Annotated in this window: 19 protein-coding genes; 12 read left to right on the top strand and 7 right to left on the bottom strand. The window is 71.9% G+C overall.

Annotated features, from left to right (window positions below; genetic code table 11):
* Positions 1 to 96, top strand: a 96-nt coding sequence (locus ABT294_RS50950) for an Lsr2 family DNA-binding protein (protein ID WP_502912224.1), incomplete at its 5' end; no start/stop codon positions are given.
* A 949-nt stretch (positions 97 to 1,045) separates the two neighbouring features.
* Positions 1,046 to 1,723 carry a response regulator transcription factor gene (locus ABT294_RS45195; RefSeq protein ID WP_350812678.1) on the top strand — a complete coding sequence of 226 codons (678 nt, stop codon included), beginning with the start codon at positions 1,046 to 1,048 and terminating at the stop codon, positions 1,721 to 1,723.
* A 15-nt stretch (positions 1,724 to 1,738) separates the two neighbouring features.
* Here ABT294_RS45195 and ABT294_RS45190 read toward each other — a convergent pair whose 3' ends face one another.
* Positions 1,739 to 3,028 (bottom strand): HAMP domain-containing sensor histidine kinase, encoded by a 1,290-nt coding sequence (locus ABT294_RS45190; RefSeq protein ID WP_350812675.1) that lies wholly within the window; start codon positions 3,026 to 3,028, stop codon positions 1,739 to 1,741.
* 86 nt (positions 3,029 to 3,114) lie between these two features.
* On the opposite strand from ABT294_RS45190, the gene ABT294_RS45185 reads away from it, so the two are divergent.
* The 4 genes from ABT294_RS45185 to ABT294_RS45170 are packed head-to-tail and all read left to right on the top strand — an operon-like array spanning position 3,115 to position 7,548.
* Positions 3,115 to 3,705, top strand: coding sequence for a hypothetical protein (locus tag ABT294_RS45185; protein WP_350812674.1), 591 nt, complete (start codon positions 3,115 to 3,117; stop codon positions 3,703 to 3,705).
* Positions 3,663 to 4,355 carry an ABC transporter ATP-binding protein gene (locus tag ABT294_RS45180; protein WP_350812673.1) on the top strand — a complete coding sequence of 231 codons (693 nt, stop codon included), beginning with the start codon at positions 3,663 to 3,665 and terminating at the stop codon, positions 4,353 to 4,355. Before ABT294_RS45185 ends, ABT294_RS45180 begins: the two co-directional genes overlap by 43 nt.
* Positions 4,352 to 5,029, top strand: a complete 678-nt coding sequence (locus tag ABT294_RS45175) for an ABC transporter ATP-binding protein (RefSeq protein ID WP_350812672.1) — start codon at positions 4,352 to 4,354, stop codon at positions 5,027 to 5,029. Before ABT294_RS45180 ends, ABT294_RS45175 begins: the two co-directional genes overlap by 4 nt.
* Positions 5,023 to 7,548 (top strand): FtsX-like permease family protein, encoded by a 2,526-nt coding sequence (locus ABT294_RS45170; protein ID WP_350812671.1) that lies wholly within the window; start codon positions 5,023 to 5,025, stop codon positions 7,546 to 7,548. Before ABT294_RS45175 ends, ABT294_RS45170 begins: the two co-directional genes overlap by 7 nt.
* A 4-nt stretch (positions 7,549 to 7,552) precedes the next feature.
* Here the strand turns inward: ABT294_RS45170 and ABT294_RS45165 are convergent, their stop codons facing one another.
* Positions 7,553 to 9,361: a glycosyltransferase gene (locus tag ABT294_RS45165; RefSeq protein WP_350812670.1), complete on the bottom strand. Its 1,809-nt coding sequence runs from the start codon at positions 9,359 to 9,361 to the stop codon at positions 7,553 to 7,555.
* Positions 9,362 to 9,564: 203 nt separating this feature from the next.
* On the opposite strand from ABT294_RS45165, the gene ABT294_RS45160 reads away from it, so the two are divergent.
* Positions 9,565 to 9,912, top strand: coding sequence for a hypothetical protein (locus ABT294_RS45160; protein WP_350812669.1), 348 nt, complete (start codon positions 9,565 to 9,567; stop codon positions 9,910 to 9,912).
* A gap of 165 nt (positions 9,913 to 10,077) precedes the next feature.
* Positions 10,078 to 10,650 (top strand): hypothetical protein, encoded by a 573-nt coding sequence (locus ABT294_RS45155; protein ID WP_350812668.1) that lies wholly within the window; start codon positions 10,078 to 10,080, stop codon positions 10,648 to 10,650.
* 31 nt (positions 10,651 to 10,681) lie between these two features.
* Here the strand turns inward: ABT294_RS45155 and ABT294_RS45150 are convergent, their stop codons facing one another.
* From ABT294_RS45150 to ABT294_RS45130, 5 genes are all read right to left on the bottom strand, one after another.
* Entirely contained in the window at positions 10,682 to 11,911 is a 1,230-nt protein-coding gene (locus ABT294_RS45150) for an alpha/beta hydrolase family protein (protein WP_350812667.1), read from the bottom strand.
* Positions 11,908 to 12,984 (bottom strand): M48 family metalloprotease, encoded by a 1,077-nt coding sequence (locus ABT294_RS45145; RefSeq protein WP_350812666.1) that lies wholly within the window; start codon positions 12,982 to 12,984, stop codon positions 11,908 to 11,910. The genes ABT294_RS45150 and ABT294_RS45145 overlap by 4 nt, the downstream gene beginning before the upstream one ends.
* Positions 12,985 to 12,987: 3 nt before the next feature.
* Complete coding sequence (locus ABT294_RS45140; RefSeq protein ID WP_350812665.1) at positions 12,988 to 13,419, bottom strand: BlaI/MecI/CopY family transcriptional regulator; 432 nt, start codon at positions 13,417 to 13,419, stop codon at positions 12,988 to 12,990.
* A 59-nt stretch (positions 13,420 to 13,478) separates the two neighbouring features.
* The gene (locus ABT294_RS45135; RefSeq protein WP_350812664.1) at positions 13,479 to 14,702 is read right to left on the bottom strand and encodes a COG4705 family protein; all 1,224 of its coding nucleotides are present in this window, start codon (positions 14,700 to 14,702) and stop codon (positions 13,479 to 13,481) included.
* A 365-nt stretch (positions 14,703 to 15,067) separates the two neighbouring features.
* Positions 15,068 to 16,390 (bottom strand): MATE family efflux transporter, encoded by a 1,323-nt coding sequence (locus ABT294_RS45130; RefSeq protein ID WP_350812663.1) that lies wholly within the window; start codon positions 16,388 to 16,390, stop codon positions 15,068 to 15,070.
* A gap of 49 nt (positions 16,391 to 16,439) precedes the next feature.
* On the opposite strand from ABT294_RS45130, the gene ABT294_RS45125 reads away from it, so the two are divergent.
* The 4 genes from ABT294_RS45125 to ABT294_RS45110 are packed head-to-tail and all read left to right on the top strand — an operon-like array spanning position 16,440 to position 21,101.
* Entirely contained in the window at positions 16,440 to 18,005 is a 1,566-nt protein-coding gene (locus ABT294_RS45125; protein ID WP_350812662.1) for an ABC transporter substrate-binding protein, read from the top strand.
* Positions 17,990 to 18,937, top strand: coding sequence for an ABC transporter permease (locus tag ABT294_RS45120; protein WP_350812661.1), 948 nt, complete (start codon positions 17,990 to 17,992; stop codon positions 18,935 to 18,937). Before ABT294_RS45125 ends, ABT294_RS45120 begins: the two co-directional genes overlap by 16 nt.
* Positions 18,937 to 19,728, top strand: a complete 792-nt coding sequence (locus tag ABT294_RS45115; protein ID WP_350812677.1) for an ABC transporter permease — start codon at positions 18,937 to 18,939, stop codon at positions 19,726 to 19,728. The genes ABT294_RS45120 and ABT294_RS45115 overlap by 1 nt, the downstream gene beginning before the upstream one ends.
* Positions 19,725 to 21,101, top strand: a complete 1,377-nt coding sequence (locus ABT294_RS45110) for an ABC transporter ATP-binding protein (RefSeq protein ID WP_350812660.1) — start codon at positions 19,725 to 19,727, stop codon at positions 21,099 to 21,101. Before ABT294_RS45115 ends, ABT294_RS45110 begins: the two co-directional genes overlap by 4 nt.
* The last annotated feature ends 440 nt before the right edge of the window (positions 21,102 to 21,541 follow it).

Below are 21,541 nucleotides of genomic sequence, written 5' to 3'. Positions count from 1 at the left end.
CAGTGGGCCAAGGCTCACGGCCTGCCCCTGAGCGACCGGGGCCAAATCGCCTCCACCGTCGTAGAGAAGGCCGAAGATCCACGGGACAAGCCCTAGTTTGGGGCCCATCTCATCGACCCGAGCGTCGAGCCTTTTGCGCTGGTCGGCCGCAAGCAAGGGCGGTGAGCCGGGCCGGCTCAGGGGGTGCGGCCGGAATACGCCAGAAACGGGCCGCGTGGTGGTGAGAGGGATTGATCGCTAAGGTAGGGGCGCTGTCTGCTCAGCGCTGTTCACGCTGGTGGACTCGATCGAGTTAGAGGCGACCAGTGCCGAGCGCAGCGTGCTGGACGCGGTGGAGTTCCTGCGCGCTCACCGCAACTCCCGCGCCGCGTACCTGGCGGAGACCGTGACGGTCGAGGAGAGCGGCCCGGACGGAACGGTGCGTGAGCGCGCGCTGTCGATCGAGGTGGAGGCGTTCGCCTCACAGGCGTGGCGGAAGATCCTGCGGGACGCCGAGCGTCCCGGGTTGCTGGTGCGCCGCCACCTGGAAGTGTGCGTGTTCTCCTACCTGGCGGCCGAACTGCGCAGTGGCGACATCGCGGTGCTCGGCTCGGACTCCTATGCCAACCTGCACGCTCAGCTGATGTCGTGGGAGGAGTGTGAGTCACATGTGGCGGCCTTTTGCGAGCAGGCCGGCATCCCTGCCGAGGCCAAGGCCCTGACGGAGCACTACCGGAGCAAGCTGAGCGCGATCGCTGCTGAGGTGGACGCGGGCTATCCCGGCAACACCGACCTGACCTTCCGCCACCCTGCAGAGGCTGGCGGAGGGCCGCAGTACTGGCACATTCGAACGGTGAGTGGCGCTTACTCCACGCCGACCACGACAGATGGCGATCCCAAAATAGATAACGCCGTCAAGCGATCCAAGTCACACGTTGGCAGCCGCCAAGCAGGCAGCCATGGCCGAGACGAGCACCGCTGCCGCCAAGGGACAGCGCCGCGGCGGGTCAAGGCGTCTCCTGGCAGCTCGACCTCCCTGGATGACGCAGCCCGTACCATCGGGCCCATGACCTGTGTGCTGGTGGTGGAGGATGACCTGGTCATCAGGTCCGAGCTGGTCGAGGCACTGGCGGCCCAGGGCTACAAGGCCGAGTCGGCCGCGGACGGGGCCGAGGCGCTGCGGGCGGCCGATCAGCACCAGCCGGATCTCGTCCTGTTGGATCTGGGGTTGCCAGATGTGGACGGGGTGGCCCTGTGCCGGCGGCTGCGGTCAAAGGTGCCGGACACGGTGATTGTCGTGCTCACGGCTCGCACCCAGGAGTTCGAGGTCGTGGTGGCGCTCGACGCGGGTGCCGACGACTACCTGACCAAGCCGTTCCGGCTGACCGAGCTCATGGCCAGGATCCGCGCCCACCTGCGGCGGCGCGGCCCGGGGCAGGGGGAGCGCATGTTGACCGCCGGGCGGTTGCGGCTCGATGTCGCGGCCCGGCGCGCCTACGTCGGGCAGACGGAGCTGGCGTTGCGGCCCAAGGAGTTCGACCTGCTGACGGCCCTGGTCAGCCGGGCGGGCGAGGTGGTGACGCGCGAGCAGCTCATGGACGAGGTGTGGGACGAAAACTGGTTCGGCCCTACCAAGACGCTGGACGTGCACGTGTTCGCGCTGCGCCGCAAGCTGGCCGAGCTAGGCGAAGGGATGGAGCGGATCGTCACGGTGCGCGGGCGCGGCTACCGCTACGAGCCCTGACGCGCGACCGTCCGGTCAGATGTCGTCGCCTGGCAGCAGCAGGCTGAACAGCGGCGGCCTGGCCCGGCTGAGCACCAGCCTGCCACCCTCCGCCTCGGCCAGCGAGCGGGCCAAGGCCAGCCCGATGCCATGGCTGTGGCCGCTGGCCCTGACGAACGGGTCCGCCCCTTCGGCCAGGCCCGGCCCGTGATCGCTCACCTCGACGGCCGTCCCTGGGCCCACGTCGGCGACGGTGACCATGACCTCACCCTTGCCGTGGCGCAGGGCGTTGTCGAGCAGGACGCGCAGGATCTGCCGGACGGCGGCGGGCTGGGCCGTCACCGGCGGCAGCCCGGGCTCCACGGTGATGGTCAGGCGGCGGCCCTGCTCGGCCAGCGGGCCGTGCCACTCCTGCCGGACCTCCTCCATCAGCGCGTCCACGTCGAGCCGCTCGCTCGGTACGCGGGCGTCGCGGCTGAGCCGTACGAGATCGTCGATGACCTCCTGCAGCCGCTCGCCTCTGGCCAGCGCGGCTCGGACCGCCGGGGCCAGATCCGTGCCGGGGCGGGACAGCACCGATTCCAGGCCGAGCAGCAGGCCGGTCAGCCCGGTGCGCAGCTGGTGGGAGACATCGGCGCTGAAGGCCCGCTCGCGGGCGAGCACGTCACCGAGGCGGCGCGCCGTAGACTCCAGCGCCTGCCCGGCCTGGTCGGCCTCGCGGAGCCCGGAGGGGGAGGTGCGGACGCTGAAGTCGCCGCCGCCGAGCGCCTGCGCCGCGGCGGTCAGCCGCTCTAGTGGGGCGGCGAGCCGGGCCGACTGGCGCACGGCCGCGCCCGCGGCCACTGCGATCACGACCAGTGCGAGCCCGCCCATGAGCAGCCACGCCTTGTGGATGCGCTCCTCGACTTCGGAGTTCGGCGTCGCGACGCGGATGACGAGCGCGGGTCCCTCGTCGGAGGGGACGGGTGCGGACACGGCCAGGAACCCGCCTTCCATCGTGTCGTGCACGCGGCCGTCCTTGCTGGAGGCGGCCAGGCCGGAGTGGGCGGGACCGCTGCCGAACACCCGGGCGCCGGCCACGCTGTAGCCACCGACTGCCGGCTTGCCTGACAGGCCGGTCGGCAGTTTCAACGGCACCCTCGGCTCGTCGGGGACCGTGGCGGCGACCCAGGCGGCGTCGCGTTGCAGCGCGGCCACCGTCTGGTCGTGGTAAAGCAGTTTCACCGCGACCGCCAGCGGCACCAGGAACAGCGCGACGGCCAGGACGGTCACGCTCAAGATCACCACCAGCACCCGCCGCCGCAGCGGCACGCCCTGTGCTGTCACGCCTCCAGATTGGCAGAAGTCAGGTAAACGCCGCGCTAACCCGTTGCTCAGCGGGCGCTTTCCGGCGCGCTCATAGCGTGACCGGTATGAAGGTACGGCAGAGCGTCATCGCCCTGGCCATGGCAGGGCTGATGGCAGGCTGCGCGGCAGCGACGCCCGCCCAGCCCCAGACCCAGAAACAGGCACCAGCGAGCAGCGACACCCCGGCTCCGCAGCCCACGGAGTCGAATCCGGCAGGCGACATCCCGGACGACACGGTGTTCGTGACCTACCGGCACCCAGGGCAACCGTACGAGGTGAAGGTGCCCGAGGGATGGGCACGCACGGACCTGACCACCGGGGCCGGCTTCACCGACAAACTGAACAGCATCCGCATCGAGACCGCGCCCGCCGCCTCGCCGCCGACCGAGGCGTCGGTCAGGAGCCAGGTTCACAGCGGCGAAATCCGCACGGTCGGCACGGTGACCAGGAAAGGCGGCGAGGCGGTGCGGATCGTCTACCGCGCCGACAGCAGCCCCGACCCGGTCACCGGCAAGGTCGTCAAGGACGAGGTCGAGCGCTACACCTTCTACCACGGCGGGCACGAGGCGATCCTGACCCTGTCCGGCCCCGTCGGCGCCGACAACGTCGACCCGTGGCGCACGGTCTCCGACTCCTTCCGCTGGACGGCGTCGTGATCCTGCAGGCCGAGGAGCTCTACCGGTTCTACCGGTCGGGCGATGAGGAGACCAAGGCGCTACGCGGGGTCAGTCTTGACGCCGCCGCTGGCGAGGTCGTGCTGGTGAGCGGCCCGTCGGGCTCGGGCAAATCCACGTTGCTGTCCTGCCTGGGCGGGTTGGACGACCCGGACGGCGGCATCGTCAGAGTGGACGGCCACCGCATCAGCCACCGTCCGGAAGCCGAGCGGGCCGCGCTGCGCGCCCGGCTGGTGGGCGTGCTGTTCCAGAGCGGCAACCTGATCGAGCACCTGACGGTGGCGGCCAACGTCGATCTGGCCCAGCGGCTGGCCGGACGGCGCGAGCGGCGCCTGCGCGACGAACTGCTGGCCGACCTGGGGCTCTCAGCCAGGGCGGGGGCCTGGCCGAGCCAGCTGTCCGGCGGAGAGTCGGCCCGCGCGGGGCTGGCCGTGGCGCTGGCCAACCGTCCAGCGCTGCTGCTGGCCGACGAGCCCACCGGCGAGCTCGACCAGCACACGGAGGGGCCTGTGCTGCGGCTGATCCGCGAACAGGCCGGCGAGCGCACCGCCGTGGTGATCGCCTCGCACAGCCCGGCTGTACGGCGCATGGCCGACCGCGTCGTGGAGTTGAGGGACGGGCGAGCGACATGACCACGGAGCTGAAAGACCAGGCGGCTGATGTGACCGCGCTGGTCACCTGCCAGGGCTTGGCACGGTCATATGGCAAGGGGGCCAACGCCCTGGTCGCCGTGCACAGCATCACCTGTGAGCTGCGGCCAGGACAGCAGGTCGCCGTCACCGGCCCGTCAGGGTCGGGCAAGACGACCCTGCTCCACCTGCTCGCGGGGCTCGACCGGCCCACGGCAGGGCGGATCGCCTGGCCCGCCCTCGACGACCGCCCTCGCGGCCGGGTCGGCGTGGTCTTCCAGGGGCCGAGCCTGCTGCCCCCGCTCAACGTCGCGGAGAACGTCGCGCTGCCGCTGATCGTCGCGGGTGTCGGGGACGCCGAGGCCAAGGAGCGGGCGCTGATCGCGCTGGCCACGATCGGCCTGGCCGACCTTGCGGGGTTCCTGCCCGAACAGCTGTCGGGCGGGCAGGCGCAGCGCGTCGCGGTCGCCCGCGTGCTGGCCGCCGAGCCCCGCCTGATCATTGCGGACGAGCCCACGGCACAGCTCGACTCGGACCTGGCCTGCCGCGTGGTGGACCTGCTCACCGGCGTCGCCACCCGGCTGGAGGCGGCCCTCGTGGTCGCCACCCATGACTCGCTGGTGGCGGCGCGGCTGCCCGCGACCTGGACCATGAGCGACGGAGCCCTCACATGCTGATCCTCATCTGGCTCCGCGGCCTGCTCGCACGCCGCGCGGCCCGGCTGGCGGCGGCCGCGGCGGGCATCGCGCTCGCCGTGGCGCTTCCGGCCGCGCTGGGCGCGTTCCTGGCCACCGCCAAGGCCACCATGACGGCCCGCTCAGTGCAGCGGGTGCCGGTCGACTGGCAGGTGGAGCAGCAGCCCGGCCAGACCGTGTCCGTCCCCATGCCCGGTACGTCCAGACAGGTGAGCTTCGCCAGGATCGATGGGTTCGACTCGCGCCAGTCCGGCCAGACGCTGACCACGGGCGCGGGCCAGGTCCTTGGCCTGCCCGCTGACTACGCCGCCACTTTCCCCGGCGAGCTGCGCCTGCTCGCGGGGAACGCGAGCGGGCCGCTGGTGGCCCAGCAGACGGCCGCCAACCTGCATGCCCAGCCCGGCGCCAGCGTCAGCGTGCGCCGCCCGGGGCTGCCGGACGCGATGGTGACGGTCACCGGGGTGGTGGAGCTGCCCGCGGCAGACTCGCTGTTCCAGCGGGTAGGCGCGCCGGCGGGCGCGCAGCCGCAAGCGCCCCCCGACAACGTGCTGCTGCTGCCGGAGGCCGACTGGCACCGGCTGTTCGACGGCATCCCGCGCGACCGGGTACGCACCCAGTACCACGTCCGCGTCGACCACCGGCTGCCGCCCGACCCGGCGGCGGCTTACACCGCGGTCACCGGGCAGGCGCGCAACCTGGAGGAGCGGATGGCCGGCAGCGGGCTGGTCGGTGACAACCTCGGCGCGGCCCTGGACGCCGCCCGCGAGGACGCCCTGTACGCGCAGGTGCTCTTCCTGTTCCTGGGCGCCCCGGCGGTCGTGCTCGCTGCCCTGCTCGCCGGCCTCGTCACGCGGGCCGGCGCGCCGCGGCGGACGGCCGAGCAGGCGCTGCTGCGCACCAGAGGCGCCTCCAGGGGCACGCTGGTGCGGCTCGCGCTGGCCGAGACCGTGCTGGTGGGCGTGACCGGAGTGCTGGCCGGCCTGGGACTGGCCGCCCTGGCCGGACGGGCGCTGTTCGGGTCGGCGAACGTGTCGTGGTGGGCGGCAGTCCTGGGGCTGCTGGTAGCGGCCGTCACCGTGCTGCTGCCCGCGCTGCACGCCACTACCGTGGCGGCCGCCCGCCGGCCCGTCGGCGGGCCGCGCCGCTCGCCCGCCTGGATGCGGTACGGGCTGGACCTGTGGCTGCTGGCCGGAGCCGCCGTGGTCTTCTGGATCACCAGCAGGAACGGCTACCAGCTCGTCCTGGTCCCCGAGGGCCTGCCCCAGCTGTCGGTCGATTACTGGGCCTTCGCCGGGCCCGCGCTGCTGTGGACGGGAGCGGGCCTGCTCATCTGGCGCCTGACCAGGACCTTGCCGATCACCTGGGCGGTGCGGCCACTGGCCGGCGGCCTGGCGAACACCGTGTCCGCCATGCTGACCCGCCAGCGCGCGCCGCTGGCCCGCGCCGCCACCCTGGCCGCCCTGGCCGTCGCGTTCGCCGTCTCGACCTCCGTCTTCGACACCACCTACCGCCAGCAGGCGCAGGTGGACGCCGAGCTGACCAACGGCGCCGACGTCACCGTCTCCCAGACCACCGCCACGCAGGGGCAGCTCGCGGCCGTGCCCGGCGTGGCCGGGGTGGAGCCGCTGCAGCACCGCTTCGCCTACGTCGGCTCCGACCTGCAGGACCTGTACGGCATCCGCCCCGCCACCACCCGCCTGCACGACACCTACGTCTCCGGCGGCACCGCCCGCGAGATCCTCGACCGGCTCACCCGCCAGCCGGACGCGCTGCTGGTCAGCCAGGAGACCGTGAACGACTTCCAGCTCCACCTCGGCGACCAGGTCCGGCTGCGAACCGAGGACGGCAGGACTGTGCCCTTCCACTACGCGGGCATCATCACCGAGTTCCCGACCGCGCCCCGCGACAGCTTCCTCGTCGCCAACGCCTCGTACCTGGCCGGCCGCATGCCCGCCGACACCACATACCTGATCACCACCGACGGGACCCGGCCGAGCAAGGTGGCCGCCGAGCTGCGCGACAGGCTGGGGGCGACGGCGAAGGTCACCGACGTGGAGACCACGCGCCAGGTCGTCGGCAGCAGCCTCACCGCCGTGGACCTGGCCGGCCTGACCGCCATCGAGCTGGGCTATGCGCTGGCACTGGCGGCGCTGGCCACAGGTCTGCTGCTGGCGCTCGGCTTCGCCGAACGGCGCCGCACGTACGCGCTGGCCAGGGTGCTGGGGGCGACCCCGCGGCAGCTGGGCTCGTTCGTGTGGGCCGAGGTGGGGCTGGTCGGCGTGGCCGCGGCCGTGCTGGGGGCGCTGTGCGGGTGGGCGCTGTCGCGGATGCTGGTGGCCGTGCTCAGCGGCGTGTTCGACCCGCCTCCCGACGCGCTCGCCGTGCCGTGGGCGTACCTGGCCCTGCTGGCGGTCCTCGGTGCCGCGGCGCTGCTGACGGCCGGGGCGGCGACGGTACGGGCCGCCCGCCGTCCGCCGTTGACGGTGCTGCGCGACCTGTGATCGGTCAGCGGCCCGTTTCCAGTTCGGCCAGCAGCTCGGTCCAGCGCCGTCCGATGGCCTCAGGGTCGTACCGCTTGGAGGTGCTCAGTGCGGCCGCGCCCATCATGTGGCGCTCGGTCTCGTCGTCGATGAGGAGACCGACCGCCGCGGCCAGAGCGGCGACGTCCCGCCGGGGGGCAAGGAGCCCGTCGTGGCCGTGAGTGATGATCTCGCCGGGGCCGTGCGGGCAGTCGAAGGCGACCACGGGCACGCCCTTGCTCAGCGACTCCAGGATGGTCATCGGGAACCCCTCGCGGCGGGAGCTGAGCACGAAGATCGAGGCGTCGTCGAGCTCGGCGCCGACGTCGCGGGAGGGGCCGGGAAGCTCGACCGAGCAGGCCAGCCCGAGCTCGCCGACCAGCTTGAGAAGGCGGGCGCGCTCTGGCCCTGAGCCGACGATCCGCAGCGTCCAGCCGGGGTGTGCGGCGCTGACCAGTTGCCAGGCGCGCAGCAGTAGGTCGAAGCCCTTGACCTTGGTCAGGCGGCCGATCGCGATGACGGTCTTGGCGTTCAGGTGAGAGGGCCCGCCGGTGAGGGGCGGCGTGGCGTTGGGGATGCGCAGCACGTGACGCGGCGCCCGGGGACCCAGCGCCGCGTGGTAGGCGCTCAGGTCGGCCTCGGTCAGGGTGACGAGTGCGTCGAGCCTGCCGTACCTGCGGGCGATCATTTCCCGGACGGGGGGCTTGTGCGAGCCGAAGCCGACGTGCTCCTGCCCGATCGTGATCACGCCGGGCGGGGCCAGCAGGGCGGTGGCCAGGTTGAGTCCGGGACGCGTGCTGATCAGCACCCCGGTGCGCAACCCGCGCAGGAATCGCGCGAGCGCGAGGTCGGTACGCAGGTCGAACCGGTCGTACGCGGCTTCCTCCCGCGGGATGAGCCTGCTGCGGAGCAGGCGCGTGAGCAGGGCGCCGCGGGGCCGGCGGTCCGTGCGGTCGTCGAGGAAGGTGACGCGGACGCCGGGCGGCACCTCGAAGAAGGGCTTGTCCTTGGTCTTGGTGACGCTGACGATCTCCACGTCGTGATGGGCCGCCAGCGTGCTGGCGAGGTTGAAGGTGGTCCTGATGGTGCCGCCCATGCCGTGCGCGTGCAGTAGCAGGATCTTCACCTGCCGGATGCTGGGCGGGCCGGCCCGGCGCGCCCTGCGGCGGTTGTCCGCGTGCAGGAGGAACAATCCGAGCCTTCGCGCGTTGGTGACGAGGTGGATGGCGGCCGGGGTCAAGATGACCGAACCCAGGGTGTCGGTGGGATAGTGCGCCCCGAGATAGACCCTTGCGACCATCTGACCGGCCACGAGCATGCCGCCCGCCGCTACGACCGGCCAGTAAAGCCGGGTCTTCCTGGCCAGCAGCGCCACGGCGACCACGATCGACAGGGTCAGGCACACGTGACCGCTGGGAAAGCTGTCGGGGCCGAGCTCCCGCACCAGTGCGTGGACCGCCGGCGGCCGGGGACGGGCGACGATGACCTTGACCAGCGCACCCACTCCCCACCCCGCGGCGATCACCAGCAGCGTGCCTCCGGCGGCGCGCGTCCGTCCTGATACGGCGACGCCGACGACGAGGAGGGCAGCCAGGACCGTACCCACGATGGTGCCGAAGCCCACGTTCAGGACCTGCGCCACGGCGGTCAGCCAGGGGCCGCGCAGCGACTGCACCGCCTGGCTCACGCTCGTGTCCGCCGCGGTCCACGCAGGCGTGCGCGCGGCGAAGCCGACGACCACCCCCAGGCTCAGAAACGCGGCGGAGACCGGCATCGGGACTGTCGTTGATCTCATGAACGCACGGTAGGGAAGGTCGTTACAGCACCCGCTCAGTACTGGGTTAGCGCGGCGTTTACCTTTGCTCAGGAGTGGCCACGTCTGGATCCGCGTTTCGGACCAGGATTAACCTCGCGTTATGGCTGGCCGAACCTGCCGCTATCCCGCGTTTCCGCAGACTGACGGGGTCAGTACGACGTCAATGCATCGGAGATATTTCAATGCGTAAGTCCATGCTCATCCCCGGACTCGCCACCGTAGCCGTCCTCGTCGCGGGCGGCGGAGTTGCCGCATACGCCTCCTCCACCGCCCAGACCCCCGCCCCCGTCCCGTCCTCCGCCGCCCCCACGGAGCAGGCCCCCGAGAACGAGACCGCCACGCCCGCCGAGAGCACGGAGCCGAACGAGGGCACCAAGGAAGACGAGCAGGGCCAGAAGGCCGAGGCAGAAGACGGCAACGACGACAAGGGTCAAGAGGCCGGCTCCGAGGCCCAGGACAAGCAGAGCCAGGCGGGCGACCAGAACGAGCAGGAGGGCAAGGGCGACGCCTCCGAGCCCGAGGACGGCTGAGCCAAGCGCCGGGCACCCCGAGACTCACCGCGCTCGGGTGCCCGGCTCAGCCGTGAGCCCCCGGCGCCACCACCTCGCGGCAGCCGCGCCACGATAGGGCAGCCGCAGAAATTCTTTGCGCGTTTTCGCGCTGTGCCCGCGGTAGCGCCCGCGACATCATGCCGCATGCCACATGCACAGCTCAGGGGCAGATTTCCCGCCGGCCTGTCCGCCCTGGACGCCCTGTCCGGCGGGCTGGCCGTCCAGGCCGTACTGGCCTGGTGGTTCGCCCATCGCTACGGCGCGACCGTCACGCAACCGGGCCTGGTGTTCTTCTCCGCCAACCTGCTACCGGCCCTGGCCCAGCTCACCGCGCCGCTGCTGGCGCGCCGGCGCGGACTGCTGGCCACCATGCTCCTGCCGCACACCGCGGCCAACCTGCTGCTGGCCTGTATCCCGTTCGCCCCGGACCTCGCCTCCGCCGTCGTCCTGCTGCTGCTCCGCCAGACGGTCTCCAAGATCGACGTACCGGCGCGGCAGGCCTTGACGGCCGCGGTCGTTCCCTCCCCGCACCGCACGGCCGCCGCCAGCCTGACCAGCAGCATCGCCGTCTCGGCCGCTCCCATCACCACCACCACGCTGCTGACCGGCACTCTGGCTGTGCTGGGAGCTCCGCTGCTGCTCGGCGCGGTCCTGGGCCCGGGCTACGACCTCGCCCTGTGGCGCGCCTACCGGGACGCGCCCTTGGCCGAAGGCTGAGCAACCGATTGTCCCGCCACGGCTCCACGGGTCACGGGCGGAAGGTCACCTCCGGGAAGCGTCGGGAAGGCCGGTCCAGCAGATGTCCCTTCCGCCGCAGGTGGCGGTCGAAGAAGGCGAGCGGGTAGGCGCGCTGAATGGCCACGGCCCGTGCGGGCGCGAGCGTACCGATCTGCTCGGCGACCTGCGAAGCGCTCAAGCCCAGCGCCGGCGCGGCCTGGGCGATGATCACGTCGAGGTCGGTGTAGGAGGCGTGTTCAGCACCGTCGGCGCGCACCGCGAGCTTCCAGCCTCTCAGGTGCGACCAGAACGTGGCCAGATCAGGGACGTTCTCCGGCCGGGCCTTGGTGGCCTCCATCAGCATGTACGGGCGATCGAGTCCCGCGGTGATGACCGGGCCGGCGACAGGTCCGTCCAGGCTGAGGCCGGCCTTGATCCGCGGGTCCTCGACCATGGCGGAGGCGACCGTGGCACCGCCGGCGGAGTGGCCGAACATGCCCACCCTGTCGAGGTCGAGCAGGCCGCGCAGCCCTGCGGGCAGGCGGCGATGCTCGGCATCAGGATTGCCGCCGCGGTTGACCTCCGCCAGCCGGTCCAGGACGAAGCGGGTATCGGCGACGCGCTGCTCGGCGATCAGCGGGCCGGTCGCCGGACCGTCGGGGGCCGGGGTCACGACTCGGCCGCCGGGGAACTGGATCACGCCGTCGAAGGTGTGGCCGATCGTGCCTACCACGTACCCGCGGCTGGCCAGTTCCTCGACCACCATGGTGTTGATCGAGCGGGGCGCGTCGTTGCCCGGCGAGTACAGCACGACGGGCAACCGGCCGAGCCGGCGGTCGGCGGGCGCGCCTTCATGGTCATGCGTGACAGGCAGCAGAACGGCTCCCGCGGGCAGCCCCTCCTCCCGCAGGTACTCCAGCCCGGCCTTCGGCTCGATCCAGCGCGCGACCGGATGCCCGGCGATGCTCCGGGCGGGGTAGGTCAGGGTGACCATGAGCTCTCGGGGGTGGCCGTCGGCGAGGGGGTCGGGCCGGGTGCGGTCGACCAGGTGCAGGGAGACGGTGCCGAGCGGGTAGGGCCCGGTGGGAGCCGACAGGGTGAGCTGGACGGGTGGCCGGGGCTCGGCCGCCCGCGCGGACGTGGGTTGAGCTATGAGCAGCGGCGCGAGGACCACCGCGGCGATCCCCAGCATGTGCTCGACGACCAGCAGCGTGCGGCTCGCCAGCGAAAAGGCCCATACCTCGGCGGAAGCTAGCGTCACCAGCCGCGGTGGTCAACATCCACCGCCAGCTTGTAGCGTTTCTTCCCGCATGAACCGCAGGCATCTGACGGGACGAATGCGATCGTCTGAGAACTCCCGTATGGGGAGGAGGACAGGACGGGCGCGGGCACCTCGGCTTGGTCGAGCCGATCGTCGAGTTGGTCCACTGCCACTGAGGAGCCCAGGAGCGTGATGGCGGTCAGCGCCAGCAGGCCGACGGCGACGGTGCGGCGCGGGCGCGGCGCCGGTGCCAGCAGGGCAGCCGCACGCTGGGCGACCTGCCCGCCGGCGGCCGACAGCCTGACGGAGGAGGTGCCGGTGGACCCTTGACCGGAGTCCTCGGCGTGCAGCGCGCCCGCCTTGGCGAGCGCCGCACGGGCCAGCGCGCGGGCGACCAGCCGGCGGTTGCCGAGCCGGCGCGCCGCGGCTTCATCTGCGGCTCGCTCGATCGCGAACCGCACCGCGCGGGCGGTGGGGCGCAGGAAAGGGTTGGTCGCGGAGGCGAGGTGCGCCACCTGGACGTAGAGGTGGTGCCGGCCGGAGACGTGAGCTGCCTCGTGGGCGAACAGCACACGGCTTTCCTGATCGTCTAGAGCGCGCAGCATGGCGGTCGTCACGACAACACGTGCGGGAGTTCCGGGCAGAGCTGGAAGCGTGTAAGCGTCCGGCACGGCACCGGGCACGATGACCACCCCGTCGGGACCCGGTATCAGCCGCCGGGCGGTACCCGCGACTCTGACCAGCTCGCGAACCACCCCCGCGGTCGTATGCAAACCTGCGGCGAGCAGCAGCGCGGCGCATATCCCAGCCATCGCCTCGGCCGCCACCGGCCACGGCTGTTCGGCCCCGAGCCGGCCCGCGGACCAGCTGCCGAGCCGCGCCACCTCAGGTACCTGCGCGAATGACAGGAACCCCAGCGTGGTCAGTACCGTCCCCGTGCCTGAAGCCACGACGACCATCGCGATCGGGACCAGCCGGACGGCCATGCCGGGCGGCAGGGTGCGCGTGATCCACGGACCGAGGAGGACGAGCACGAGATTGGCCACCAGCGGTGACCACACCAGCCACGCCACCGCTCACTCGCCCGTTGTCCGGCGGATATTCTCCCGCCCCTGGCGATCCCCTTCGAGGCCGTGCAGCAACTCGGTGAGCAGCTGCTCGTCCTCGGGATCGAGGTCAGCGACGAAGTGAGCCAGGACACCGGCACGGTCGCGGCCCTTCCCGAGCAGGCGGCTCATCTGCGTGGCCACGGCGATCGACTGCGCCGCCTCGGCGTCGGAGGCCACTCGGTAGGCGTAGGCCCGGCCAGCGGGCTCGCGCTCGGCCAGCCCTCGCTTGTGCAGCCGGGCGAGGGTGGTCATGACGGTGGTGTAGGCGAGTTCGCCACCGAGCTGGGTTCGCACCTCGGCGGGGGTCAGCGGTCGACCGGCCTCGGTCAGGCAGTCCAGGATCTCTTGCTCCAGGACGCCCGGGGATCGCCTGCCCGACCGTCTCGCCGAATCGCTCATTCCCACCCCCGGCATCTACTACAGACCTCAATCGTAGCTTGCGCCGTCGAGGTGCGGGCTCAGGCCTGCAGGTGCTTCAGGGTCTTCTCGAGGGTCTTCATCGCCGCGCCGCATCGCGCCTGAGCCGGAGAGTCGGCCCGCAGCGCGGTCAGTGCCCCGTCGATCGCGCCGTCCAGGGCGTGCCAGTCGCTCGGCGAGCGGGGCTTGAGACCTGCCTCGGCGGCGTCCCAGGCCACCTCGAGGTCCTTGATCCGAGCTTTCGCCCCGGCCAGGTCGCCCTTGGCGGTGAGCGCGTTGACGTCGTCGATGATGACGGCGAAGGACGACAGGTTCCCGAGCTTGGGACTCGATGCCTGCTTCACCGCCGCAGGGGAAGCGGCGGGTTGGCCTGCGGAGCCTGCTGACATCCAGCTGCCGATGCCGACGACGACCGCGATGCCGGCGGCCGCCCACACCAGGTCCGCAGGCCGGCCCAAGCTCGCCCTGCCCGACTTGCCCTCGGTGTGCGAGCCCGTGCGGCGGGCCCTGGTCGCGGCCACCTGCTCGCGGGCGACCAGCGCGATGATGACGGCGAAGAACAGCATGCTGGTCCTGGTCGCGCCCAGACCGAGACCACCGAGCGAGTGGTCCTGGGTCAGCAGGTCACCGACCGCGGCGCCCAGCGGGCGGGTCAGGATGTAGGCGGCCCAGAACGCCGGCACCTGCCAGGCGTCGACCCGCCACAGCACCAGCGTGACGAGGAAGGCGCCGCCGAACAGCAGCGTGCCGTTGCGGAAGCCGAGGCTCAGCGCCTCGGTGGCCAGGTCGCCTGCCGCGGTGCCGAGCGCGAACGTGGTCAGGATGGCTGCCCAGTAGAACGCCTCCCGACGGGGCGTGTTGATCGCGGTGATCGACAGCGTCATCTCTTGCCGGTACCAGACGGTGAAGACCACGGCCAGAAGCACCGCGAACAGCGTCGTGCTGACGTACAGGCTGATCCCGAGCGTGTCAGTGAGGAAGTCGGTGATCTGGGTTCCCGAGATGCTCACCAGGACCACGGACAGCCAGTAGATCCACGGGGTGTAGCGGGGAGAGGACGCCTGCAGGACCAGGGCCGCGGCCAGGACGACGAACACCAGACCATCGGTCAACACTGGGCCGAGCCCGACATTGACCGTGAGATAGTCCGCGAACGTCTCACCTACCGTCGTCGAGAGGATCTTGATGACCCAGAAGGTCGCTGTGACCAGGGGCACCTTGTTGGCGATCTGCCGTCGTCGAAGTGGGGCAGAGGTGGACACCATGCGCACGCTCCAGACAGGAAAAGGACAAGGTCACTGGCACCCCCAAGAGCACCAGCCAGACTAGATACTACTCACACGAATAGTAGCGAGCGGTTAAATGTCCCCATCAAGCTCGTCGGGAAGCCCTCAACGGAACCAGGCGAGCAGCAGCGCGGCGTCGTGGCGAACCCGGCACCGGTGCGGCCCGCACGTCCTCAGCCGACAGAGGCGGGATGCGGGATCATCTGTCGTCCTCAGCTCGCCCATTGCCGATGCCGCGAATGTGGAGGCGGCGCCGCTGAGCGCTGGCTGCGCCGGAGGCAGCAGGGGTGCATGCGGGAGGAGACGCTTGCCCGGCCACGTCGTGCGGGCAGCCGCGCCTGCGGCTACTGCGCTGGTAGTGCGGCCAGTCTGCGGGAGAAGCGGCGCAGGAGCAGGCCGGCTGTGGCGGTGAGGCCGCTGAGCAGGCCCAGCCAGGTGCCCACCGCGCCCAGTCCGGCCGGTCCCGCCAGCAGGGCCGCGAGAGGAAGGCCCACAAGCCAGTAGCCGACCAGGGTCAGGCGGAAGCCGCTCCTGGTGTCGTCGAGGCCACGCAGCAGGCCCACGCCGATGTTCTGGGCGCAGTCGACGAACTGCATGATGGCGGCCACCATGAGCAGGCTGGTGGCGATGGCGAGCGCCGTTCCGCCCTCCTCGCCGAGGAACGGGCGCAGGACGAGGCCGGGCACGGCGAGGTACAACACCGCGACGACGGCCATGACGGCGGCTCCGCAGGCGAGGGCGGCTCGCGCGATGCGCCGGGCCTGACCGGCCTGCCCCAGGGCGATCTGCCTGCTCACGCCGATGGAGGCGGCGTGCGACAGGCCCACGGAGACCTGGAAGACGATGTAGACGAGCTGGTTGACGGCGGTGTGCGCGGCCAGGGCGGCGGTGCCGGAGGTGCCGATGAGCAGGGCGACGACGGAGAAGAACCCGGCCTCGGAGCCGTAGGTGGCCGCGATCGGCAGGCCGAGCCCGGTGAGCCGGCGCACTGTCTCGGGACGGGCCCGCCAGACGCGAAGGTTGAGCGCCGGGGCCAGCTCCGGGTCGCGCCGGGCGGAGACGTACAACGCGACGAAGGTCGCCAGGTAGACGGCGCTGGTCGCGGCACCGATCCCGGCCAGCCCGAGCGGTTGGACGAGCGCGGCGTTGAGTGCGGCGTTGACCACGATCGAGGCCAGGGTGATGCGCAAGAGCGCCTGCGGGCGGCGCATGCCGACGGTGAACTGCCGAAGCGCCTGGAACCACAGGCAGGGCAGCAGGCCGGGCGCCAGCGCCCACAGCATCGGCCGCATCCGCTCGATCACCGCCGGCTCCTGCCCCAGCAGGGCGACGGCCTCGCCGATCAGCACCATGGCCGCGCCACCGACGAGACCCGCGATCGTCGCCAGCGCCATCGCGGCGCGGACCAGGTCGCCGACGTCCTCTTCGCGCGCCTGCGCGGCGGCGACCTGGTTGCCGACGGCGGTCACCAGTCCGACGCCCATGGTGCGCAGCTGGTTGAAGATGACCATCGCCAGCCCGCCTGCCGCCAGCGCCTCCACGCCGAGCAGGCCGAGCATGAGGGTGTCGGTGGTGGTCAGCGCCACCTGGGCGAGCTGGGTGAGGGCGAGGGGAACGGCGAGTCCGGCCAGTTCGCGTACGTCGTGGCGCAGGGGGGACGTTGTCACGCCGTTTTCTCTCCCTTTAGGATAGGCAAACCTAACCCAGAATATCGCCATGAATGAGGATGAAGTGGACCTGAGTAGGCGACAGCTTCTCATGACCGCAGGAGGAGCGAGCCTAGCGGCGCTGGTCGCGGCCTGTGGCAACGGGTCGAAGCCCGGCTCCGCCCCCGCCACCCAGCCGGCTCAGGCGCAACCCACCAGTGGCGGCACCCTGCGCATCGGCGCGCTGGGCAAGGCGAGCGCGATCACCCGCGATCCCCACGGCACGCAGGCCAACGAGAGCGACTACCTGATCATCAGTCTGATCTACGACACGCTGACCATCCCGGGGGCCACCGCCAACACCGCGCCCCGCCTGGCCAGCGAGTGGAAGGCGGACAAGGACGTCAAGACCTGGCGGTTCACGCTCGCGCCTGGCGCGACCTTCCACGACGGCACGCCGGTGACCGCCGAGGACGTCGCCTGGTCGCTGCGCCGCCTGCGTGACACCCCCGCCGGTCCGGCCCGGCTGCCGGGCGTCACGTCCGCGAACATCAAGGCGGACGGGGACGCGGTCGTGCTCACCTCCGACTACCCCAACGCCGACCTGCCGCTGATGATGCGGCTGACGACGTTCGTCATGAAGAAGGACACCAAGGAGGTGGCCGGCGCGCCGGGCACCGGCCCGTTCAAGCTCGACTGGTACCGCGACGGCAACGCTCGTCTGGTGCGCAACGACAGCTGGTACGCGGGCAAGCCGCACCTCGACGCGATCGAGGTGAAGATCTTCGAAAGCCCGCAGGCCATGGCCAACGCGCTGCTGGCCGGGCAGATCGACGTCGCCTCCAATGTGGGCGCCGTCGCCGCCCGTGTCGCCGCCGGCCGCCCCGGCGTGCAGGTGCTCCGCCGACCCGACGACATGGCGATGCCGATCGTCATGCGCACCTCCAAGGGCAGCCCGTACGCCGACCCCCGGGTCCGCGAGGCACTCCGGCTGGCCGTGGACCGTGAGGCGATGGTCAAGCAGGTGCTCAGCGGGTACGGCAAGGTCGCCAACGACGTGCTCGGCACCGGCGACCCCGTCTACGCCAAGGACCTGCCGCAGCGCACGCGTGATCTGGCCCGGGCCAAGCAGCTGCTGCAGGAGGCCGGTTTCGACCTGTCCAAGACCTACCCGCTGCACACCACCGACGACATCGCCGGCCTCGCCGAGTCGGCCGCGCTGTTCGCCACCCAGCTGCGTGAGGCGGGCGTACAGGTCGAAGTCGTCAAGCAGGACTCCGGCGCGTTCTGGGACAAGACCTGGCTCAAGGGCGACCTGTACACCACCTACTGGGGCACCAACGACTCGGTGCTGTTCTTCGCCAGCAAGCTCCTGCTCACCGGTGCGGGCCAGAACGAGTCGGGCTGGAGCGACGCCGCGTTCGACCAGGCGTACAAGCAGGCCGTGGGCACCCTGGACGAAGCCGCCAGGGCCAAGGCGCTGCGCACGCTGCAGGAGATCGAGCACGAGCGCTCCGGCTACGTGCTGTGGGGCATGGCCGACGGCATCGACCTGGCCGGAGCGGCCGTCCGCGACCTGCCGAAGCTTCCCGGTTACGGACGCGTTCAGCTTGAGCGGGTATGGCTGGCTCACTGACGGCGCTGCGGCTCGGCTGGCTTCTCGCCCGCCGGGCCGGCCTGCTCGCGGTCCTGCTCGCGCTGGTCTTCGCCGTCGTGGAGGCACTGCCGGGCGACGCCGCCGACGCGACCGCCGAACGCGGGGAGAGCGCCGCCGACGTCGCTCGGCGACGCACCCTGCTCGGCCTCGACCAGCCGGTGTTCGTGCGGTTCCTGCGCTGGATGGCCGGGCTGCCCACCGGGGACCTCGGCGTCTCCGCCCGCGGGGAGAAGGTCTGGAACCTGCTGGCGGGGCCGCTGCCCAACACGCTTCTGCTGGGTGGTGTCGCTCTGGCCGTCACCGTCGCCACCGCCCTCGCCGTCGGCTGCTGGGCCGCGCTGCACCCGGGATCGGTGACCGACCGGGTGATCTCGGCCTCGGCCATGGCCGTGCTGGCCCTGCCCGAGTTCGTGATCGCGGTGGCGCTGGTGCTGGTGTTCGCGCTGTGGACGGGCCTGCTTCCGGCGGCGACGCTGGCCGGGGCGGACGGTTCCCCTGCCTCATGGACGATGCTGGTGCTGCCGGTGCTGGCGCTGGCCATCCCGCAGATCGGGTGGAACGCGCGGATCGTGCGCGGCGCGATCGCCGACGAGGCGCGAGCACCGCACGTGGTCGCCGCCGTCCTCGACGGTCTGCGGCCCCGGCGCGTCCTCACCCACCACCTGCTGCCCGGCGCGCTGCCCGCCATCGCCGTGGGCGCGGCGACCTCCACCGGGATGCTGCTGGGCGGCGCGGTCGCGGTAGAGACGATCTTCAACTATCCCGGGGTCGGCGCGCTCCTCTCGGGAGCCGTGGCAGACCGCGACACCCCGATCATCGCCGGCGTGGTGGCGCTGACCGGGCTCGCGATCACGTGTGTGCTGCTGGTCGCCGACCTGATCCGCTCCTGGGCCGCAGGAGGCCGCCGGTGATGCGCCTGCTGCCCGCGCTGGTCCTGCTGCTGCTGGCGTTGGGCGGACCGCTCCTGGCCCCCCTGCCGATGGACCAGCCGGTCACCATCCCCTTCGGGCCCGCCGGAGCCGACGGCGCGTTGCTCGGCGGAGACCAGCTCGGCCGCGACGTCCTGAGCAGGCTGCTGTACGGGGGGCGCGACCTGGTCCTGTCCTCCGTCGTCGTCGCGCTGCTCGTCACCGCCGTCGCGGCGCTCCTGGGCGTGGCCGGAGCGTTGCGTCCCGCCTTCGGCCGGTTCGTCGAGCGAGCCACGGACGTGTTCATGCTGCTGCCCGCCGTCCTGGGCATCCTGCTGGTCACCCAGGCGTGGCCGGGCGGCGGCCCGTTCGCCCTCGTGACCGCCGCCGTCGCGCTTGGCGTCCCCTTCGCCGTCCGGTTCATGACCGCCGCCGCGGCGCCCGTCGTGGCCACCGGCTACGTCGAGGCGGCCATCGCCGGCGGCGAACGCACCTGGCATCTCATCGTCCGCGAGGTGCTGCCGAACCTGCGTTCCACCGTCCTCGCCCTGTTCGGGCTGCGCTTCGTGGAAGGCGTCTACGTGATCTCCACTGCCGCCTTCCTCCAGATCGGCCCCCAGCCGCCGGCCGCCGACTGGGCGTTGATGATCCGCGAGAACAGCGCCGGGCTCGTCCTCAACCCGTGGGCCGTGCTGGCGCCCGGCATCGCGATCGCCGCGCTGGCGATGAGCGTCAACCTGGCCGCCGGGGCGCTGGCCCCCAAGGTACGTACATCGGAGGTGGCGGTCCTGTGACCCCGTATGCCGTGGCGACCGGCCTGACCGTGGCCGCCCCCGGCGGGCCCGAGTTGCTGTCGGGCGTCGACCTGGCCGCACTGCCCGGACGCGTCCTGGCCCTGGTGGGCGCCTCGGGCTCGGGCAAGACCACCCTGCTGCGCGCGCTGCTCGGAGACCTGCCCCCGCGTACCGCCCGCCACGCGGGAGACGTACGGGTGCTCGGCGTGGACGTGTTCGCCTGCGGCCCGGACGCGCTACGCGAACTGCGGCGAAGACGCCTGGCCTTCGTCGGGCAGGACCCGGGCTCGGCGCTCAACCCCAGGATGCGCGTGGCCGCGGTCGTCGCCGAGACCGGCACCGGCCTGACCCGTGACGACATCGCCGGCCTGCTCGGTGAGGTCGGCCTGGCCGGCGTCCCCGGGTTGCCCAGACGCAGGACCGTCGAGCTCTCAGGCGGCCAGCAGCGCAGGGTCGCTCTGGCCAGGGCGCTCGCCCGCAAGCCCGACCTGCTGCTCCTGGACGAACCCACCGCGGGGCTCGACCCTTCCGCGCGCGCGGAGATCGGCGCGCTGCTGCGGCGTCTGGCCAGGGAGCGGGCAATCGCGGTGGTGATGTCCTGTCACGACCGGGAGCTGGTCGCCCAGGTGGCCGACGACGTCCTGGAGCTGCCCGGTGGCGTGCCCTCTCAGCCGTCCGCCCTCCGGCCGCCGCGCCGCTCCGGGACACCTGAGCAGGAGACGGGCCTGCGTGCCGAGGGGCTGGCCGCGCATGTGGGGCCCGCGCGCCTGCACGTGCTGCGCGGCGTCGACCTGCACGCGCCCTCGGGGGCCGCGGTCGGCGTCGTCGGCCCCTCGGGGTCGGGCAAGACCACGCTGCTGCGCACCCTGGTCGGCCTGCACCCGCGCTCGGGCGGCTCCCTCACGCTGGACGGCCTCGCCCTGCACCCCGACGTGCGACGCCGAGGGCGGGAGCTGCGCCGCCGGGTGCAGTTCGTGCCCCAGAACCCGATGGGAGCGCTGAACCCCTCGGCCACCGTAGGGGCCGCCCTGCTGCGGCCGGTGCGGCTGCACCGCCGACGCCCACGCGCCACGGCACCGGAGCGCGTGGGCGAACTGCTGGAACAGGTCGGACTGAGCCCCGACCACGCCGGCCGATATCCGCACGAGCTGTCAGGCGGCCAGCGCCAACGGGTCTCCATCGCACGAGCCCTGGCCGCCGAACCCGACGTACTGATCTGCGACGAGGTCACTTCGGCCCTGGACGACGGCACCGCCCGCGCGGTCATGAACCTCCTGACCGGCCTGCGGGAAGCACAGGGCACAGCCGTGATCTTCGCCTCGCACGATCTGCGACTCGTCCAGGAGTACGCCGACAGCGCGGTAACGGTCTAGCCGGGACTTTGTCCGAGGGCGAGAGGACTTCCGGCTCTGGGCTATGACCACGATCGGTCGAGGTCGTCCCTCGTCTGGATGACGAAGGCATACTGGCTACCTTCCGCGCTCATCCTTTGAGTCTGCGGGATCTGCCACGGGAACGGCTGAGTGTTGAGATGGACGAAGAGTAGTTCTCCCCTGACGCGAGGTCGAAACCCCAGGTCAGATGGTGCGTCGTTACCTGCGCGGCCCGTTTCCGGCGTATTCCGGCCGCGCCCCTCTTTGGGGCTCATCGCACGGACCCGCACGCGTGCCGGGCGCCGGCATGGCGGAACCGGGTGGCGGTTGATTGATCTCGCGAAGCCGCCGGACCGCGTCGCGGCGGACGGCCGCGGAAATCCGCTCATGTACGGCTTGCCGGGAGGGCGAGGGGAAGGCTATGCTCGCTTACTTGGGCG

This window comes from Nonomuraea sp. NPDC000554, from assembly GCF_040300065.1.
Taxonomy (GTDB): domain Bacteria; phylum Actinomycetota; class Actinomycetes; order Streptosporangiales; family Streptosporangiaceae; genus Nonomuraea.
The sequence above is the reverse complement of the archived record's forward strand: the minus strand, read 5'-3'. Positions and strand labels throughout refer to the sequence as shown.

Coding starts and splice junctions, on each gene's coding strand:
- ABT294_RS45195 (WP_350812678.1), top strand. CDS start 1,046: ATGACCTGTGTGCTGGTGGTGGAGGATGACCTGGTCATCAGGTCCGAG.
- ABT294_RS45185 (WP_350812674.1), top strand. CDS start 3,115: ATGAAGGTACGGCAGAGCGTCATCGCCCTGGCCATGGCAGGGCTGATG.
- ABT294_RS45175 (WP_350812672.1), top strand. CDS start 4,352: ATGACCACGGAGCTGAAAGACCAGGCGGCTGATGTGACCGCGCTGGTC.
- ABT294_RS45170 (WP_350812671.1), top strand. CDS start 5,023: ATGCTGATCCTCATCTGGCTCCGCGGCCTGCTCGCACGCCGCGCGGCC.
- ABT294_RS45165 (WP_350812670.1), bottom strand. CDS start 9,361: ATGAGATCAACGACAGTCCCGATGCCGGTCTCCGCCGCGTTTCTGAGC.
- ABT294_RS45160 (WP_350812669.1), top strand. CDS start 9,565: ATGCGTAAGTCCATGCTCATCCCCGGACTCGCCACCGTAGCCGTCCTC.
- ABT294_RS45155 (WP_350812668.1), top strand. CDS start 10,078: ATGCCACATGCACAGCTCAGGGGCAGATTTCCCGCCGGCCTGTCCGCC.
- ABT294_RS45140 (WP_350812665.1), bottom strand. CDS start 13,419: ATGAGCGATTCGGCGAGACGGTCGGGCAGGCGATCCCCGGGCGTCCTG.
- ABT294_RS45135 (WP_350812664.1), bottom strand. CDS start 14,702: ATGGTGTCCACCTCTGCCCCACTTCGACGACGGCAGATCGCCAACAAG.
- ABT294_RS45125 (WP_350812662.1), top strand. CDS start 16,440: ATGAATGAGGATGAAGTGGACCTGAGTAGGCGACAGCTTCTCATGACC.
- ABT294_RS45120 (WP_350812661.1), top strand. CDS start 17,990: ATGGCTGGCTCACTGACGGCGCTGCGGCTCGGCTGGCTTCTCGCCCGC.
- ABT294_RS45115 (WP_350812677.1), top strand. CDS start 18,937: ATGCGCCTGCTGCCCGCGCTGGTCCTGCTGCTGCTGGCGTTGGGCGGA.